Origin of the sequence: Streptomyces sp. NPDC058295 (assembly GCF_042880655.1) — a bacterium.
Taxonomy (GTDB): Bacteria; Actinomycetota; Actinomycetes; order Streptomycetales; family Streptomycetaceae; genus Streptomyces; species Streptomyces coriariae.
Window position 1 is genome coordinate 174,125 of record NZ_JBHVYO010000005.1, and the last position, 16,362, is coordinate 190,486.

Annotated in this window: 14 protein-coding genes; 2 read left to right on the forward strand and 12 right to left on the reverse strand. The window is 72.0% G+C overall.

The window, feature by feature from the left end; genetic code table 11:
* Nucleotides 1-36 precede the first annotated feature (36 nt).
* From ACFVYS_RS07520 to ACFVYS_RS07530, 3 genes are all read right to left on the reverse strand, one after another.
* Nucleotides 37-624, reverse strand: a complete 588-nt coding sequence (locus ACFVYS_RS07520; RefSeq protein WP_389499760.1) for a flavodoxin family protein — start codon at nucleotides 622-624, stop codon at nucleotides 37-39.
* 120 nt (nucleotides 625-744) lie between these two features.
* Complete coding sequence (locus tag ACFVYS_RS07525) at nucleotides 745-1,974, reverse strand: amidase family protein (RefSeq protein ID WP_389499762.1); 1,230 nt, start codon at nucleotides 1,972-1,974, stop codon at nucleotides 745-747.
* Nucleotides 1,975-1,993: 19 nt separating this feature from the next.
* Nucleotides 1,994-2,497 (reverse strand): hypothetical protein, encoded by a 504-nt coding sequence (locus tag ACFVYS_RS07530; protein WP_389499764.1) that lies wholly within the window; start codon nucleotides 2,495-2,497, stop codon nucleotides 1,994-1,996.
* Between the two features lie 215 nt (nucleotides 2,498-2,712).
* Here ACFVYS_RS07530 and ACFVYS_RS07535 point away from each other — a divergent pair, with 215 nt between their 5' ends.
* On the forward strand, nucleotides 2,713-4,329 hold the full coding sequence (locus ACFVYS_RS07535; protein ID WP_389499766.1) for a tetratricopeptide repeat protein: 1,617 nt from the start codon (nucleotides 2,713-2,715) through the stop codon (nucleotides 4,327-4,329).
* A gap of 15 nt (nucleotides 4,330-4,344) precedes the next feature.
* Here ACFVYS_RS07535 and ACFVYS_RS07540 read toward each other — a convergent pair whose 3' ends face one another.
* From ACFVYS_RS07540 to ACFVYS_RS07555, 4 genes are all read right to left on the reverse strand, one after another.
* Nucleotides 4,345-5,298, reverse strand: coding sequence for a M28 family metallopeptidase (locus tag ACFVYS_RS07540; RefSeq protein WP_389499768.1), 954 nt, complete (start codon nucleotides 5,296-5,298; stop codon nucleotides 4,345-4,347).
* Between the two features lie 170 nt (nucleotides 5,299-5,468).
* Complete coding sequence (locus ACFVYS_RS07545) at nucleotides 5,469-5,954, reverse strand: VOC family protein (RefSeq protein ID WP_389499770.1); 486 nt, start codon at nucleotides 5,952-5,954, stop codon at nucleotides 5,469-5,471.
* A gap of 195 nt (nucleotides 5,955-6,149) precedes the next feature.
* Complete coding sequence (rarD, locus tag ACFVYS_RS07550) at nucleotides 6,150-7,253, reverse strand: EamA family transporter RarD (RefSeq protein ID WP_389499772.1); 1,104 nt, start codon at nucleotides 7,251-7,253, stop codon at nucleotides 6,150-6,152.
* A 136-nt stretch (nucleotides 7,254-7,389) separates the two neighbouring features.
* The gene (locus tag ACFVYS_RS07555) at nucleotides 7,390-8,244 is read right to left on the reverse strand and encodes an SDR family oxidoreductase (RefSeq protein WP_389499774.1); all 855 of its coding nucleotides are present in this window, start codon (nucleotides 8,242-8,244) and stop codon (nucleotides 7,390-7,392) included.
* 95 nt (nucleotides 8,245-8,339) lie between these two features.
* On the opposite strand from ACFVYS_RS07555, the gene ACFVYS_RS07560 reads away from it, so the two are divergent.
* Nucleotides 8,340-8,747, forward strand: a complete 408-nt coding sequence (locus ACFVYS_RS07560) for a winged helix-turn-helix transcriptional regulator (protein WP_389499776.1) — start codon at nucleotides 8,340-8,342, stop codon at nucleotides 8,745-8,747.
* A 28-nt stretch (nucleotides 8,748-8,775) separates the two neighbouring features.
* Here the strand turns inward: ACFVYS_RS07560 and ACFVYS_RS07565 are convergent, their stop codons facing one another.
* The 5 genes from ACFVYS_RS07565 to ACFVYS_RS07585 form a co-directional block, all read right to left on the reverse strand.
* Nucleotides 8,776-9,855 carry a 2-oxoacid:ferredoxin oxidoreductase subunit beta gene (locus ACFVYS_RS07565; RefSeq protein ID WP_389499778.1) on the reverse strand — a complete coding sequence of 360 codons (1,080 nt, stop codon included), beginning with the start codon at nucleotides 9,853-9,855 and terminating at the stop codon, nucleotides 8,776-8,778.
* Complete coding sequence (locus tag ACFVYS_RS07570) at nucleotides 9,848-11,794, reverse strand: 2-oxoacid:acceptor oxidoreductase subunit alpha (RefSeq protein WP_389499780.1); 1,947 nt, start codon at nucleotides 11,792-11,794, stop codon at nucleotides 9,848-9,850. The genes ACFVYS_RS07565 and ACFVYS_RS07570 overlap by 8 nt, the downstream gene beginning before the upstream one ends.
* A 267-nt stretch (nucleotides 11,795-12,061) precedes the next feature.
* Nucleotides 12,062-12,721 carry a LuxR C-terminal-related transcriptional regulator gene (locus ACFVYS_RS07575; protein ID WP_389499929.1) on the reverse strand — a complete coding sequence of 220 codons (660 nt, stop codon included), beginning with the start codon at nucleotides 12,719-12,721 and terminating at the stop codon, nucleotides 12,062-12,064.
* 810 nt (nucleotides 12,722-13,531) lie between these two features.
* Nucleotides 13,532-14,926 (reverse strand): sensor histidine kinase, encoded by a 1,395-nt coding sequence (locus ACFVYS_RS07580; protein ID WP_389499782.1) that lies wholly within the window; start codon nucleotides 14,924-14,926, stop codon nucleotides 13,532-13,534.
* 196 nt (nucleotides 14,927-15,122) lie between these two features.
* The gene (locus ACFVYS_RS07585; protein WP_389499930.1) at nucleotides 15,123-16,301 is read right to left on the reverse strand and encodes a sensor histidine kinase; all 1,179 of its coding nucleotides are present in this window, start codon (nucleotides 16,299-16,301) and stop codon (nucleotides 15,123-15,125) included.
* Nucleotides 16,302-16,362 lie beyond the last annotated feature (61 nt).

Genomic DNA, 16,362 nt, shown 5'->3' on the forward strand with positions numbered 1-16,362 from the left:
GATGTGGGTCTCGGTCGTAGGTCTCAGGCGTAGGTCTCAGCGGGTTTCCCACAGGAAGCGCGCCGCCGGCGTCTCTCCCGCGAAGAACGTCTTCGCGCGGGTCAGCGCCTCCGTGTCCCCGAGGACGTCACCGGGCTTGCTGCCGTTGCCGAGCAGCACTCCGCCGAAGGACATCCCCATGTACGCGGCCGAGTTGTTGAGCGTCCCGACGAGCGGATCGGCGACCACGGGCTGGTCGTCGGCGAGCGCGGTGACACCCCAGAGGGTGCGCCCGGCGAGCGTCGCCTTGAAGTCGAGGCCGGGGGTGCGCAGCCAGCCCGACCAGTGGTCCAGGTAGCGCTTGGTCTGGCCGGAGACCGAGTACCAGTACAGCGGGGACGCGATCACGATGTCCGTCGCGGCGAGTGTGGCGTCGAGCAGCAGCGCCGTGTTGCCCTCGGTGGGGCGGACGTGGTCGCTGTCGTGCCGCTGGTCCTCGAAGTCGGGCAGCGGGTGCCGGGCCAGGCTGATCCACGTCTGCTCGACGTCGGAGGGCAACTGCTCGGCGGCCGCGCGGGCCAGCAACTCGGTGTTGCCGTCCGGACGGCTGCTGCCCAGTACGAACAGGAAACTGCGACGGGTCATGATCCATCCCCCAGGTAGTCGGCGTACGACGATAGTCTGCACCTGCATTATATGTGTGCGCAAGTATCTGCGGGCGTTCGTCGAAGAGGGAGGGCGGAGGTGGAGGGCGGAGGTGGAGGGCTACGGCCAGGTCGGGTAGCACGCCGAGGGGTGGACGGCGTGTTCGGCGTGGACAGCTTGGGCGGCTTGGGCGGCTCGGGCGGTGGCCAGGAGTGCCGTCTCGCCGCCGTGTGCCGCGACCAGCTGCAGCCCCACGGGACAACCGTCCGCGCCGACCCCCGCCGGGACGCTGACCGCCGGATGCCCGCTCAGGTTGAACGCCCAGGTGAGCGCGGTCGAGTACCGGTCGCCCGGCCCCTCGTGACCGTGCGCGGCGTTCGGCGTCGTCGGGGTCAGCAGCAGGTCGACGCGGGAGAAGAGGTCGGCCAGCAGACCGTCGTTGACGTTCCGGACGTGTTCGGCCGCGCGGAGGTCCGCCCCCGGGGTGCGCAACGCGAGCCAGGCCGGCGCGGGGTCCGCCAGCCCCAGCGGTGCGTCGGAGGACAGCGGCAGCCGTACGACACCCGCCTCGGCGAGGCGTCCGGCGGCGGCACGGGCCAGGGCGAGCGGCTCCGGGTCGGGATCGGCGAAGCCGAGGTCGGCGGAGAAGACGGCGACCGGCGGGACACGACCCGGTGAGGGCACGGGGCCCGCCCTCGGAGCCATGACCTGCCAGTACGCCCCGGCGTCCGCCGCGTGGTGTACGAGTACGCCGGGCGCCGCCAGCCCCGCACGGTCCCGGGCGGCCGAGGCCGATCCCTCCCCGGGCGGCGGCCGGCGGTTCGTGGTCTTCAGGCCGATCACGCCGCACCAAGCGGCCGGGATCCGCACCGAGCCCGCGCCGTCGCTGCCGGTCGCCAGAGGGACCAGACCGGCGGCCACCGCCGCCGCGGACCCGGCCGAGGAGCCACCCGGCGTACGGTCGGCGCGCCAGGGATTGACGGTCCGGCCGTGGGCGCCGACGCCCCAGGTCTGCCAGGGGGTGCCGGGTCCCGGTACGGCCGTGGCCCCCACCGGCACGCATCCGGCGGCGACCAGCGGGCCCGCCGCGCGCAGCCCGTGACGCCCCTTCACGCCGATCGGCACCCCGGCCAGCGGCAGCCGCTCGCCCGCGGCGACCCGGGCATCGACCTCACACGCCCACGCCCGCGCCCGCTCCTCCCACACCTCGGCGAAGGCGCACAGCGAACGGTCGACCCGCACGATCCGCGCGAGCGCCTCGCCGGTCACGTCCACGGCAGACAGCCGCCCCGCCCGCACGGCCGCGGCGATCTCCACGGCCGGCGGCCACGGCAGCGGCCCGGACCCCACCCCGTCCTCCCGCGCCTGGTCAGTGCGCCCCGGTGAGCCGGGACAGCGGTTCCGTCTCGCGTGGCGGGGCCCCGCCCAGTTCGCCGAGGCGCCAGTCCGTCACCCACGGGACGCGGTACACGTCGACGACCGACTCGATCACCTTCACCCGCTGGACGAGCGGCCGGGGCAGCCGGCCCGGCGCGTCCGCGACGAGCACCACCGCGTCCAGGTCGAGCCCGCGCGGAGCCTCGCCGCGCCGGAAGACCTCCAGGGTCCGCAGGACGGAGTCCAGCCCGGCCGCGTGGGTGCGGGCGACCAGCAACACGGACGGGGGATCCCCGGCGCCGGGCCACGCGCGTCCGCAGTCGTGGCCACCGTAGACCGCGGCGAGCGTGGAGCCGCCGGCCCCGCCGTGCGTACAGACCCAGGAGAAGCGCCGGGGCGCGGCGGTCGAGGCGTACGGCATCGGTACCGGATCCGGTGCGGCCACCGGCCCGCGGATCCAGATCTCCGGCCCCCGCTGCCCGTCCGTCGTCCCCATGGCCCGTGTTCCTCCCAGTCGTCGCCGTCCCCCGGGGCGCCCCTGATCACGGTGGTCCCGGGGCTGCCCCGGGAGCGGGGCGTGGGTTCCTGGAACGAGGCTGTGACGTCGCGGTGACGCGTGGACCGGGAGCGCTCGGAGAGACTCAACAGTACGTGTCCACGTACACGTGCCTGGACGACCGGATCGTGACGACGCATCCGAGTGAGGAACCGATGTCTCGACTCAGCCGCGAGAAGAAGCGGGAACAGAAGTACGCCGGCCCCACGGCCGTCGTGGTGGCCCCGCTCGATGTCCATGTCCGCGGGGGCGGGACGGCGACGATAGGCGGTGTACCGGTCGTGGCGGCCGACGGCGAGGAGATCCAGCGCGCCGTCCTGAGCCACCTCCACCGCATCGCCCTTGCCACCGGGCACCCGGTCCTCGCCAAGGTCCACGACGAACGCATCGGTTACGTCGTCGCCCTGCGCATGGACCCGGACGGTTCCAGCCACTTCACGGCAGACCCCCTGCGGACGCCTCCGGCCGCGAACCCTTCGGCCGCGACGCCGTTGGTGGTGGCACGGGGGGAGACAGCACCGGACACGCGGAGCACCGCGCCCACCGGCATGCCCGAGCCCACTGGCACGGCCGCCCCGGCCGGTATGCCCACCCCGGCCGGCACGTCCGCGCCCGCCGCCACGCCTGCCCCGGTCGGCATGCCCGCGCCGGTCGGCATGCCCGCGCCGGTCGCTGCCTCGGCCGACCCGCCCGCGCCCGCCCCAGTCTCCGAGCCCGCCGACCCGCCCGCGTCGGCCGCGGGCCCCGCGCCCGCCGACACGCCGGTGCCCGTCGAAGACGAACAGTCCGCTCGGCCGCGACGCGATGAGCCCACGCATTTGCTGCGCTCGGTGTCCGAACCGGTGCGGGACGCGGCGCCGACGTTCCCGTTGCGCGCGGTGCCCGAGCAGGAAACGGAGCGGGGAGCGGAGCGGGAAGCCCCGTCGGCTCCGGCGCCGGCACCCGTGTACGCGGCGGGGGACACCCCGGCTCCCGGTACGGTCACCGCCCCGACGGGCGTGTTCGGCCCGCCCCCGAAGATGGACGCGCAGCCGACCCAGGACGCGGTTCCCACCTCGTCCCCTGCCTCGACCCCGACCCCGGTCCCCACCTCGGCCCCGATCCCGCTGCCGCTCCCGACGCCAGCCTCCGCCCCCACGGCGACCACCAAGTCCGGCTCCATGCCGACCCCGTTCCTCCCCGACGACCTCGTCTCCGACGCGGCCCTCGAACCGGATCCCGGCTTCAAGCCCACCCCCGCCCGGGGCTTCGACGCCGTCGCGGAGGCGGTGCTCGGGGACGACCCCCGTACCCTCCACGGCGACGGCGGCCCCCCGGCCCTCCTCGCGGAACCGCTCGCGCGGATCAACGAGGCCGTGCGGGCGGGCCGTACGGACACGGCGGCCGCACTCGCCGAGCGGACCGTGCTGGAGGCGTCCGCGACGCTGGGACCGGAGCACCCCGAGGTGCTCCGGCTGCGCGAACTCACCGCGTACATCGCCTACTTGGCGGGCGACCCGCTGCGCTCCTTCCACACCTCCCTCGACCTGGCCCGCATCCACCGCCGGACCCGGGACGCGGAGGCCGCGTACGGCAACGTGCAGAGCGCGGCGACGGCCTGGCGTGCCGTACGCGACCCCTTGCAGGGACTGAACCTGGGGACCGAACTCCTCGGCCTGTGGACGGAGCTCACCACCGAGGAGGGCCCGGCCGCCGACGACGTCGAGGAACTGGAGTCGGCCCGCGCGCGCATGCTCCGGCTGGCCGAACGCGCCCGGAAGTCGGGCGCGTAGCGGCCACCCGGCCGATCAGGAGGACAGGGTCCAGACCGCGTACGCCAGCGCGTCCGCGTTGCGGTCCAGGGCCGTGTCGTCGATGTTGGCCGTGGTGTCGCAGGAGGAGTGGTAGCAGCGGTCGAAGGCCCGCCCGGCCGTGCCGCCCCACTTGGCCGCCTGCGCCGCCGTCTTGAGGTAGTCGGCGCCGCTGAACAGGCCGCCCACCGGCACACCCGCGTTCTTGAAGGGAGCGTGGTCGGAGCGGCCGTCGCCCTCGGTCTCGATCTCCGTCGGGATGCCGAGGCCGGTGAAGTAGTCCTTGAAGGTCTTCTCGATGGCCGGGTCGTCGTCGTAGACGAAGTAGCCGGGGTTCGGCGAGCCGATCATGTCGAAGTTCAGGTAGCCGCTGATGCGGGCCCGGTTCGCCGAGGAGAGGTTGTTGACGTAGTACCGGGACCCGACCATGCCCAGCTCCTCCGCGCCCCACCAGGCGAACCGCAGGTGCTTGGTGGGGTGGTAGCCGGCTCTGGACACGGCGAGCGCCGTCTCCAGGACGGCCGCCGAGCCGGAGCCGTTGTCGTTGATGCCGGCGCCCGCTGTCACGGAGTCCAGATGGGACCCGGCCATCAGCACCTGGCCGGTGTCGCCGCCGGGCCAGTCGGCGACGAGGTTGTAGCCGGTACGGCCGGAGGAGGTGAACTGCTGGATGGTGGTGGTGTATCCGGCGGCGTCCAGCTTGGCCTTCACGTAGTCGAGCGACGCCTTGTAGCCGGTGCGGCCGTGCGCACGGTTGCCGCCGTTGGCGGTGGCGATGGACTGCAGCTGGGTCAGGTGGGCCTTGACGTTGGCCACCGGGAGGTCGGGCGCGGCGGCGATCGCCCCGGGCTCGGGGGTGGGTGCCGCCCCGGCTATGGATCCGGTGGCGAGCAGGGTGACGGCTGCGACGACGGCGGTGACCGTCGCCCGCCCGGAAACGGGGAGCTTCATGGTGGGGGGCTCCGAATTCCAGCGGGACACCCGTGGGCGACCGTCGAGCACCTGGACGCCCACAGGTAATCCACAGTGAATGGGGTGACTGGATGGTGAAGCCGAGGCCAACGCTCCGTCAAGAGCGCTATCCGGACAGCGGGTTCACATAGCGAAGCCCGTGGTGTCCCTCAGTGCACGCAGAACTCGTTGCCCTCCGGATCCGCCATGACCACCCATTGCCCGGACGGCTCCTTCACCTCGCGCAGCACGCTCGCCCCCAGCGCCGTCAGCCGTTCGACCTCTGTGGCGCGCAGCTCCGCACCGGGATGCAGATCGAGGTGGAGCCGGTTCTTCACGGTCTTCGCCTCCGGGACCCGCTGGAACAGCAGCCGCCGTCCGAGCCCGGTCCCGCTCTCGGCGTCGAACGGGTCGTCGGGGTGGCGTACGGCGATCAGGTCCCGGAAGGCCGGGCGGCCGTGGAACTCCAGCGTCGCCGCCCCCGGCAGCGCGCCGAGCTCCAGCAGCCGCTCGATGAGCGCGCTGTTGTCCTCGACCTCGTAGTGCAGCGCTCCGGCCCAGAAATCGGCCTGCGCGTGCGGGTCGGCTGAGTCGACGACGAGCTTCCAGTGCACGGGTGTGGGCCCGGCCTCGGGTACTCCAGATGTCTCGGTCATGCAGCCACTTCTAGCAGGCCCGCACCGGGTGGGCCTCCCGCGCGCCGAACTCCGCCGGGGCGGTCGAACCGGACCGTCGCGCTCCGATCCCACGCCACCCGGCGACTCCCGTCGCCGCCGCCCGCCGCCCACCGTCCATGCCTGCGGACGGCGGTGACGGGCGGTGACGGAGGTGGAGACGGAGGTGACGTCGGTCTACTGCTTGGTGAGGGGAGGGACTCCCGCCTCCGGAGCGGGGGCGCCGGGCGCGCCGGAGACGGCGGCGACGGCCGCACCGCCGGGTATGCCGGAGGCCACGCTCTCCGCCTCCCGAACGGCGCCGGTCGCGGCGGTCGCGGCGGCCGGGTCGGTCGCGCCAGCCACCGCGGGCGGCTTGCTCTCGGTGATCGCGGGGCCGAGCGTGCGGGCCGCCCGGCGTGAGGTGCGCAGCGCGTCGCCCGTGAGCAGCACCAGCGCCAGCCACACCATCGCGAAGCCGGCCCAGCGCTCGGGGGGCATGGCCTCGCCGAAGTAGAGGACGCCGAGCAGGAACTGGAAGACCGGCGCCAGGTACTGGAGCAGACCCAGCGTGGACAGCGGCACGCGGATCGCCGCCGCGCCGAAGCAGACGAGGGGGAGCGCGGTGACGAGACCGGTGGAGGCAAGGAGAGCCGCGTGTCCGATGCCCTCGGTCGCGAAGGTGAGGCCGCCGTGCGCGGACAGCCACAGCAGATAGCCCAGCGCGGGCAGGAACTGGACGGCGGTCTCGGCGGCCAGCGACTCGACCCCGCCGAGGTTGACCTTCTTCTTCACCAGCCCGTAGGTGGCGAAGGAGAAGGCGAGGGTGAGGGAGATCCACGGCGGGCGGCCGAAGCCGATGGTCAGGACCAGTACCGCCGAGAAGCCGACGCCGACCGCCGCCCACTGCACGGGCCGCAGCCGTTCCTTGAGGATCAGCACACCCATGGCGATGGTGACCAGCGGGTTGATGAAGTAGCCGAGGGACGCCTCGACGACGTGGCCGCTGTTCACGGCCCAGATGTAGACGCCCCAGTTCACGGTGATGACGGCCGCGGCGATCACGACGAGCCCGAGCCTGCGCGGCTGCCGCAGCAGCTCACCGGCCCACGCCCAACGCCGTACGACGAGCAGTGCGACGGCGACGAAGGCGAGGGACCACACCATGCGATGGGCGAGGATCTCGGTCGCCCCGGCGGGCTTGAGCAGGGGCCAGAAGAGGGGGACCAGCCCCCACATCCCGTACGCCGCGAGGCCGTTCAGCAGGCCTGTCCGGCCTTCACTCTTCGACGTCCCGGCCACGGGGCCCCTCCTTCTCACGTTCAGGCATGCGTGGACGAAGGTAACGCCGAGCACCCCTGTCTGTCATGCCCGTATCGCCATACGGTCATGACATCCAGGGGTGGCGCGGTGCGGCGTGAGGGTCCTCGGGGGAGGGTCAGTCCTTGAGCGCGGCCGTGATCGCATCGGCGAGCGGAGTGGTCGGGCGGCCCGCCAGCCGGGACAGGTCGCCACTGGAGACGACCAGCTCACCCTTCGCGATCGACGCGTCCACCCCGACCAGGATCGTGGCGAACCCCTCGGGCAGGCCGGCGCCGGTCAGGATGCCGGTGAGCACTTCGCCGGGCACGGAGTTGTAGACGATCTCCTTGCCGGTCTGCCGGCTCAGCTCGGCCGCGTACTCGGCGAAGCTCCACGCCTCGTCGCCGCCCAGCTCGTACGTCTGGTTCTCGTGACCCTCGCCGGTCAGCACGGCGACGGCGGCGGCCGCGTAGTCGGCGCGGGAGGCGGAGGAGACCCGGCCCTCACCGGCGGCGGCGACGACGGCGTTGTGCTCCAGCACCGGGGCGAGCTGCTCGGTGTAGTTCTCGTGGTACCAGCCGTTGCGCAGCAGGGTGTACGGCAGGCCGGAGGCGAGCAGCGCCTTCTCGGTGGTGCGGTGGTCGTCCGCCAGTGCCGCGCTCAGGCTGCCCGGCGCGCTGGTGTACGCGAGGAGCGCGACCCCGGCCGCCTTGGCGGCGTCTATGACGACCTGGTGCTGTGCCGGGCGGCCCTTGTCGAACTCGTTGCCCGAGATCAGCAGCACCTTGTCGCCGGAGGCGAACAGGCTGCCGAAGGTCTCGGGGGCGTTGTAGTCGGCGACGGCGAGTCGTACGCCGCGGGCCGCGAGGTCGGCGGCCTTGGCCTCGTCGCGCACGACGGCCGTGATCTGCTCCGCCGGAACCTTCTCCAGCAACTGCTCCACGACGTGACGGCCGAGGTGTCCGGTGGCTCCGGTGACGACGATGCTCATGGCTCAGAACTCCTAGTGGGGGCTGCGGGTCTGGCACCGACCCTAGGAGAAGCACTAACCGAGCGAAAGTACCCACTTTGAAGTAAGGTACTGGCATGGCAGTAAGTATGCAGGTGGGAACGGTCGAAGCGGAGGGCATGTGCCCGCACCGACTCGTCCTCGAACATGTCACCAGCCGCTGGGGTGTCCTCGCGCTGATCGAGCTGCTCGACCGCTCGTACCGGTTCAGCGAGCTGCGCCGGGCGATCGGCGGGGTAGGCCGGCCGGTCAGCGAGAAGATGCTCACCCAGACCCTCCAGACGCTCGAACGCGACGGCCTGGTGCACCGCGACGCCAAGCCGGTCATCCCGCCGCGCGTCGACTACTCCCTGACCGACCTCGGCCGGGAGGCGGCCGAGCAGGTGCGCGCGCTCGCCCTGTGGACGCACACCCGGATGCCGGACGTGGAGCAGGCCCGCCGGACATACGACGAGGCCCGGGAACTCCGCTCCCGGGCCTCGTGAACCGGTCCTCGACCAGCGGTTTCCCGCCTCAGCCGACGACCGTCCAGGTGTCGCCGCCCGCCAGCAGCGCCCCCAGGTCGCCCTTGCCGTGCTGCTCGATCGCCGCGTCCAGCTGGTCCGCCAGCTGGGTGTCGTAGACCTGCCGTTCGAACGAGCGCAGCACACCGATCGGCGTGTGGTGCAGGGTGTCCGGGTCGGCCAGCCGGGACAGCGCGAAGGCGGTGGTCGGGGACGCGGCGTGCGCGTCGTGGACCAGGACGTCCGCCTCGTTCTCCGGGGTCACCGTGACGACCCGCAGGTCACCGCTCGCCGGGTCGCGCACGACGCCCCGCGCGCGGTCCGCCCCGAACCGGATCGGCTGCCCGTGCTCGAGCCGGATCACCGCCTCCTCGCCCGACTGCCGGTCCTTCAGCGCCTCGAACGCGCCGTCGTTGAAGATGTTGCAGTTCTGGTAGATCTCGACCAGCGCCGTGCCGGGGTGGGCGGCCGCCTGGCGCAGCACCTCCGTCAGATGCTTGCGGTCGGAGTCGATGGTCCGTGCGACGAACGACGCCTCCGCGCCGAGCGCCAGCGACACCGGGTTGAAGGGCGCGTCCAGCGAGCCCATCGGCGTCGACTTGGTGATCTTGCCGACCTCGGAGGTGGGCGAGTACTGGCCCTTGGTGAGCCCGTAGATCCGGTTGTTGAACAGCAGGATCTTCAGGTTCACGTTCCGCCGCAAGGCGTGGATCAGATGGTTGCCGCCGATGGACAGCGCGTCGCCGTCGCCGGTGACCACCCACACGCTCAGATCGCGCCGGGAGGCGGCGAGGCCGGTCGCGATGGCCGGCGCCCGCCCGTGGATGGAGTGCATGCCGTACGTGTTCATGTAGTACGGGAAGCGCGACGAGCAGCCGATGCCCGACACGAAGACGATGTTCTCCTTGGCCAGCCCCAGCTCCGGCATGAAGCCCTGGACGGCCGCCAGGATCGCGTAGTCACCGCAGCCGGGGCACCAGCGCACTTCCTGATCGGACTTGAAGTCCTTCATGGACTGCCGGGCCACGGCCTTGGGGACGAGCGAGAGCGCCTCGATCGTGCCCGTGCCTTCCGTCGAGGTCTCAGCCATCGATGGCCTCCTTGAGCGTCGCGGCAAGCTGCTCCGCCTTGAACGGCATGCCGTTGACCTGGTTGTACGAACGGGCGTCGACCAGGTACTTCGCCCGTACGAGAGTGGCGAGCTGGCCGAGGTTCATCTCGGGGATGACGACCTTGTCGTAGCGCTCCAGCACCGCGCCCAGGTTGCGCGGGAACGGGTTCAGATGCCGCAGATGGGCCTGCGCGACGGCCTCGCCCGCGGCGCGCAGCCGCCGGACCGCGGCGGTGATCGGCCCGTAGGTGGACCCCCAGCCCAGCACCAGGGTGCTCGCCTCGTGCGGGTCGTCGACCTCGAGGTCGGGGACGTCGATGCCGTCGATCTTGGCCTGCCGGACGCGGACCATGAACTCGTGGTTGGCCGGGGCGTAGGAGATGTTCCCGGTCCCGTCCTCCTTCTCGATCCCGCCGATGCGGTGCTCGAGCCCCGGCGTGCCCGGGACCGCCCACGGCCGGGCCAGCGTCCGCGGGTCGCGCTTGTACGGCCAGAAGACCTCACTGCCGTCGTCCAGGGTGTGGTTGGGCCCCTGGGCGAACTGCACGGTCAGGTCCGGGAGCTCGTCCAGCTCCGGGATCCGCCAGGGCTCGGAGCCGTTGGCCAGGTAGCCGTCGGACAGGAGCATCACCGGTGTGCGGTAGGTGAGCGCGATCCGGGCCGCCTCCAGGGCCGCGTCGAAACAGTCCGCGGGCGTGCGGGGCGCCACGATCGGCACCGGCGCCTCGCCGTTGCGCCCGAACATGGCCTGCAACAGGTCGGCCTGCTCGGTCTTGGTCGGCAGGCCGGTCGAAGGGCCGCCCCGCTGGATGTCCACGATCAGCAGCGGCAGCTCCATCGAGACCGCGAGCCCGATGGTCTCGCTCTTCAGCGCCACCCCGGGCCCCGAGGTGGTGGTGACGGCGAGGGACCCCCCGAAGGCCGCCCCCAGCGCCGCGCCGATCCCCGCGATCTCGTCCTCGGCCTGGAACGTCCGCACGCCGAAGTTCTTGTGCCGGCTGAGCTCGTGCAGGATGTCGGAGGCCGGCGTGATCGGGTACGACCCCAGGAACAGCGGCAGATCGGCCTGCCGAGACGCGCTGATCAGCCCGTACGCCAGAGCGAGATTCCCGGAGATGTTCCGGTAGGTGCCGACGGGGAACGCTTTCGCGGCCGGGGCGACCTCATAACTGACGGCGAAGTCCTCGGTCGTCTCGCCGAAATTCCACCCGGCACGGAAAGCGGTGAGGTTGGCGGCCGCGATGTCGGGCTTCTTCGCGAACTTCGACTTCAGGAACTTCTCGGTGCCCTCGGTGGGCCGGTGGTACATCCATGACAAGAGGCCGAGCGCGAACATGTTCTTGCTGCGCTCGGCCTCTTTACGGGTGAGGTCGAATTCCTTGAGTGCCTCGACGGTCAGGGTGGTCAGCGGGACCGGGTGGAGCTGATAACCGTCGAGGGAGCCATCCTCCAGCGGCGAGGCCGCGTACCCCACCTTCTGCATCGCCCGTTTGGTGAACTCGTCCGTGTTGACGATGATCTCCGCACCGCGCGGCACATCGCCGATGTTGGCCTTCAGCGCCGCCGGGTTCATGGCGACCAGCACATTGGGCGCATCACCCGGAGTGAGGATGTCGTGGTCGGCGAAGTGCAGCTGGAACGAGGAGACGCCGGGGAGGGTGCCGGCGGGCGCGCGGATCTCGGCGGGGAAGTTCGGCAGGGTGGAGAGGTCGTTGCCGAACGACGCGGTCTCCGAGGTGAAGCGGTCGCCGGTGAGCTGCATACCGTCACCCGAGTCGCCCGCGAACCTGATGATCACCCGGTCGAGACGACGGACGTCCTTCGTCCCACCCGGTTTGCGCTGCTCTCCCACGACGGTCCCGTCGGTTCCGTCGGTTCCGTCGTCCTGTTCCGCTGGGCTGCTGACCTGACTGGTCACTGAACTGGACCTCCCTCGAGGTGGCTGTCCCGGAGGGCCTTCCCGAAGGCCCTCCACGGATCAACCCTACGTCTGTAAGGGTCGCCTTACCTCGGCCATTCGTATGACGGTCGTTGTCCCGAGACGGCCCGGCACCCCCGCTTTTCATGATTTCCCGCCGCCCGGCGCGAATCCGGTAGACGCTCCGGATCACACCACGGTTCTCCACCGCCTGTTCCCCGCCTCCACCGAGTTCCCCCGCTCGACGCAAGGCACAGTGCCATCTCGCTAGGAATTGAGATAGGTGAGAACCGCCAGTACGCGGCGGTGATCCCCGTCACTCGGTGACAGGCCGAGTTTCAGGAAGATGTTGCTGACATGCTTCTCGACGGCCCCGTCGCTGACGACCAGCTGCCGGGCGATCGCGGAGTTCGTCCGCCCCTCGGCCATCAGCCCCAGCACCTCCCGCTCCCGCGGGGTGAGCCCGGCCAGCACATCCTGCTTCCTGCTCCGCCCGAGCAGCTGCGCGACGACCTCCGGATCCAGGGCGGTACCGCCCTGCGCGACCCGCACCACGGCGTCCACGAACTCCCGCACCTCGGCCACGCGGTCCTTGAGCAGATACCCGACCCCACGACTGGAACCGGCCAACAGTTCGGTGGCGTACCTCTCCTCCACGTACTGCGACAAAACCAGCACCCCGAGCCCCGGGTGCGCCTTGCGCAGCTGTACGGCGGCCCGCACCCCCTCGTCGGTGTGCGTCGGCGGCATCCGCACGTCCGCGACGACGACATCGGGCAACGCGCCCTCGTCGGCGAGCTCCGTAATGGTCTTGACCAGAGCGTCCGCGTCCCCGACCCCGGCCACCACCTCATGCCCCCGATCGGTCAGCAACCGGGTCAGCCCCTCCCTCAACAGCACCGAATCCTCGGCGATGACCACCCGCACCCTGTCCTCCACGATCCTCGGCCCCCCAGCCGTCCACCCCGTTGGCAGAACCAGTCAAGCATTCCAGCAACGGGCCCGTCTGTACCCGCCGAGGAGCCCGACCACGACGAGGACGGCGCGAATCAGGCCTTGACCCACCCGGTTTCGGCCTCGGAAGGCCCCACCGCACGGAAACAGCACGCCGACAGCCACCCACCCGAGCACAACCCTGGCCGGGCGAGCGCGACCCTGGCCGGGCGAGCGCGAAGACGAGGGACCGACCCGTTCAGGGCCGGATTCGGGGGGCGGAAACTCGGAGCCTGCGGCGTATGGACCCGGGCCGGGGGCTGGGGGCCCGGGGGCTCGGGGGCCCGAGGCTGGGTGGTCTGGGGCTCGGGGGTCTGGGTGGGATTTGGGGGTCCGGGGTCTGGGCCGGGGAGGCTTCGCCCTTGGGTCTGGGCCGGGGTCCGGGGTCCGGGGGTCTGGGCTGGGGAGGCTTGGCCTGTGGGTCTGGGTCGGGGTCCGGGGCCCAGGGGCCGGAGGTCTGGGCCGGGGAGGCCTCGCGCGTGAGTCTGGGGCTGAGCGGGGGCCGGGGGCCCGAGCTGGGGGCCTAGGGGCCCGAGGTGTGGCCGAAGGCTTCAGGGTCTGGGCCGGAGGCCCAAGGCCCGGGGGGCTCGGCCGGGAGGCGCGGCCCCTGGGCCTGGGCTGGGGAGGTCGGCGCCCGGGGGCCCGGGACGCGCCCCGTGGCCCGGGTCCTCAGGCTGGGGTCTGGGGGCGGTAGCCCCCAGGGGTGGGAAGGGCAAGGGCGGCGGGGGCGAGGAAACCAGCCCCTCAGACGCCGTTCCCGCGCCAGGGCAACTCCGCCGTCACCCGGGTAGGCCCGCCCGCCGGCGAATCGACCACCAGAATCCCGTCCACCGCGTCCAGCCGCCCCGCGAGCCCGGCCAACCCCGACCCCCCGCCGGAGGCATCCGCTCCGCCCACCCCGTCATCCCCCACCTGCAGCATCAGCCGATCCTCCACCCGCCACACATCGACCGAGGCCGACCGCGCCCCACTGTGCTTGCTGATGTTCTGAAGCAACTCCGAGACGGTGAAGTAGGCGATCCCCTCGATCGCCGGCGCCGGCCGCTCCGCCAGATCCACATCCACCCGCACCGGCACCGTGCACCGCGACGCCACTGCCGACAGCGCCGCGTCCAGCCCCCGGTCCGTCAGCACCGCCGGATGGATCCCGCGCGCCAGGTCCCGCAGTTCCTGCAACGCCGTCTTCACCTCACCGTGCGCCTCGTCCACCATCCGCGCCGCCTCCCGCGGATCCTCCCGCAGCTTCTCCTTCGCCAGCCCCAGATCCATCGCCAGCGCCACCAGCCGGGCCTGCGCCCCGTCGTGCAGATCGCGCTCGATGCGCCGCAGATCGGCGGACGCCGTGTCCACCACGACCCCCCGGTCGGACTCCAGCTCCACCACCCGCGCCCCCAGCGACGACGGTCCGAGCAGCCCGTGCACCAGCAGCCGGTCCACCGTCGTCAGCGCCCGCACGATCCACGGCGTGGACAGCGTGATCAACAGTCCCACCAGCGCCGTCACGGTGATCTCGAAGGGGTTGTCGAGGTAGACGCTGTGCTGCTCGTCGCCGTACAGCTGAAGCCCGCCCTGGCCGCCGTACATGGGGAAGATCCAGAACCACAGCGGGTACGTCAGCATGGTCCAGCCGAACGACCACACGGTCAGCGCGACGCAGAAGGAGAACACCGCCCACGGAAACTGCACCACCGCGTACAGCGCCTGCCGCCACGACGTTCCGCTCCTGAGGACGGCGGCCATCCAGGCCATCGCACCCTTGCCCCGAGGCCGCAGCGGCTCGGGATCGGCGACCTCCAGGCCGAGCAGCCCACGCGCCCGGGCGCGTTCCAGCGCTCCGAAGCCCCGGCCCGCGGCCAGTCCCGCCGCCAGCACCGGAATCCCGAGGAACGTCACCAGCAGGCCGGCCCCCAGCGACAGCATCGTGATCATGAAGGTGAACAGCACGATGCCGATGGGCAGGCCGAGCAGGACATAGACGAGTTCCCGCCAGTGGCGCGCCGTGAGCGGCTCACGCAGCCCCGTCGGCAACAGGTGACGGCGCCCGCCGTCGCGGTGCCCGTACTCCGGGTCGTACTGGTCATGGCGCCCGTACCGCCCGTACTGGTCAGGCTGCCCGTACTGCCCGTACTGCGTGGCCATCGGCGTCGTCCGTTCTACTCGTCCTGCTCGTCGCGCAGCTGTCGATCCGTACCTCCCACCCTGCTCGGCGGCGAGCGCGTGGACCATGGAGTCCGTCGGCGTCTTGGAAGGGGGGTTTTCCCTACCCCCACACCCCACCGACCGCGCATCCCCGTCCACGGTCCGCCCGTCCGCCATCCGCCCGTCCGCCGGTCCGCTATCCGCTCTGTCCGCGATTCCGCCAGGGCAACTCCGCCGTCACCGTCGTGGGACCTCCCACCGGCGACTCCACGATGAACAGCCCGTCGACGGCGTCCAGCCGCTCCGCCAGTCCCCGCATCCCCGACCCGCCGTCGAGCCGCGCCCCGCCCCGGCCGTCGTCCCACACCTGGATGAGCAGCCGGTCGTCGGTCCGCCACACGTCGACCGAGGCCGACCGCGCCGCGCTGTGCTTGCTGACGTTCTGAAGCAGCTCGGAGACGGTGAAGTAGGCGATGCCCTCGATGGCCTGCGCCGGCCGGGACGTCAGGTCGGCGGTCACCTTCACCGGCACCGTGCAGCGCGAGGCCACGGAGGACAGCGCCGCGTCCAGGCCCCGGTCGGTCAGGACGGCCGGATGGATTCCGCGTGCCAGGTCCCGCAGCTCCTGGAGCGCGAGCTTCACCTCGCCGTGCGCCTCCTCCACCATCGCCGCCACGACGTCGTCGGCCTGCCCCTCCAGCAACTTCTCCTTCGCCAGGCCCAGCCCCATCGCCAGATTGACCAGCCGGGCCTGCGCCCCGTCGTGCAGATCACGCTCGATGCGCCGCAGATCGGCGGCCGCCGTGTCGACCACGACCCCCCGGTCCGACTCCAGCTCCGCGATCCGCCGCTCCAGCTCGTCGGAACGGGACAACAGGGCCCGCACCATCGCCCGGTCCGCGTTGGTCAGCCCCCGCGCCACGAACGGCAGCACCGGCCACAGCACGAACAGCGAGGGAACGACCACGCTGAACGTCAGGACTCCCCAGGGCAGCCGGATGAGGTCGTACAGCACCGTGCGCCAGGCCACCGGGTCCTTCAGCACCAGCCACAACCGCTGGAAGAGCCCGCCCGCCCTGCGCAGCGGCAACGGGCTCGGCTCGTCGATGCGCACCCCGAGCAGCAGACGCGCGCGCCCCCGCTCGAACCGGCCCAGCAGCCGTGCCCCGGCCAGCCCGAGCGCGAGCAGCGGGAACCCGATCACGGTGACCGTCATCGCGGCGCCGGTGACGATCACCGTCATCACATAGGTGAACCCGATCAACGACATCGGCAGGTTCGTCAGAAGGTGCGCGATCTCCTTCCACGTCTGCGGGTCGTAGGCGAGACGAGCCGGCGGCAGACGCTCGGCGTCCTGCCCGGCCGTGCCCGGCAGGGTGGTCGTGAGGGGAGCGGCTCTCGGGTGGGAGCCGCCCGGCTGAAAGCCGTCCGGGTGG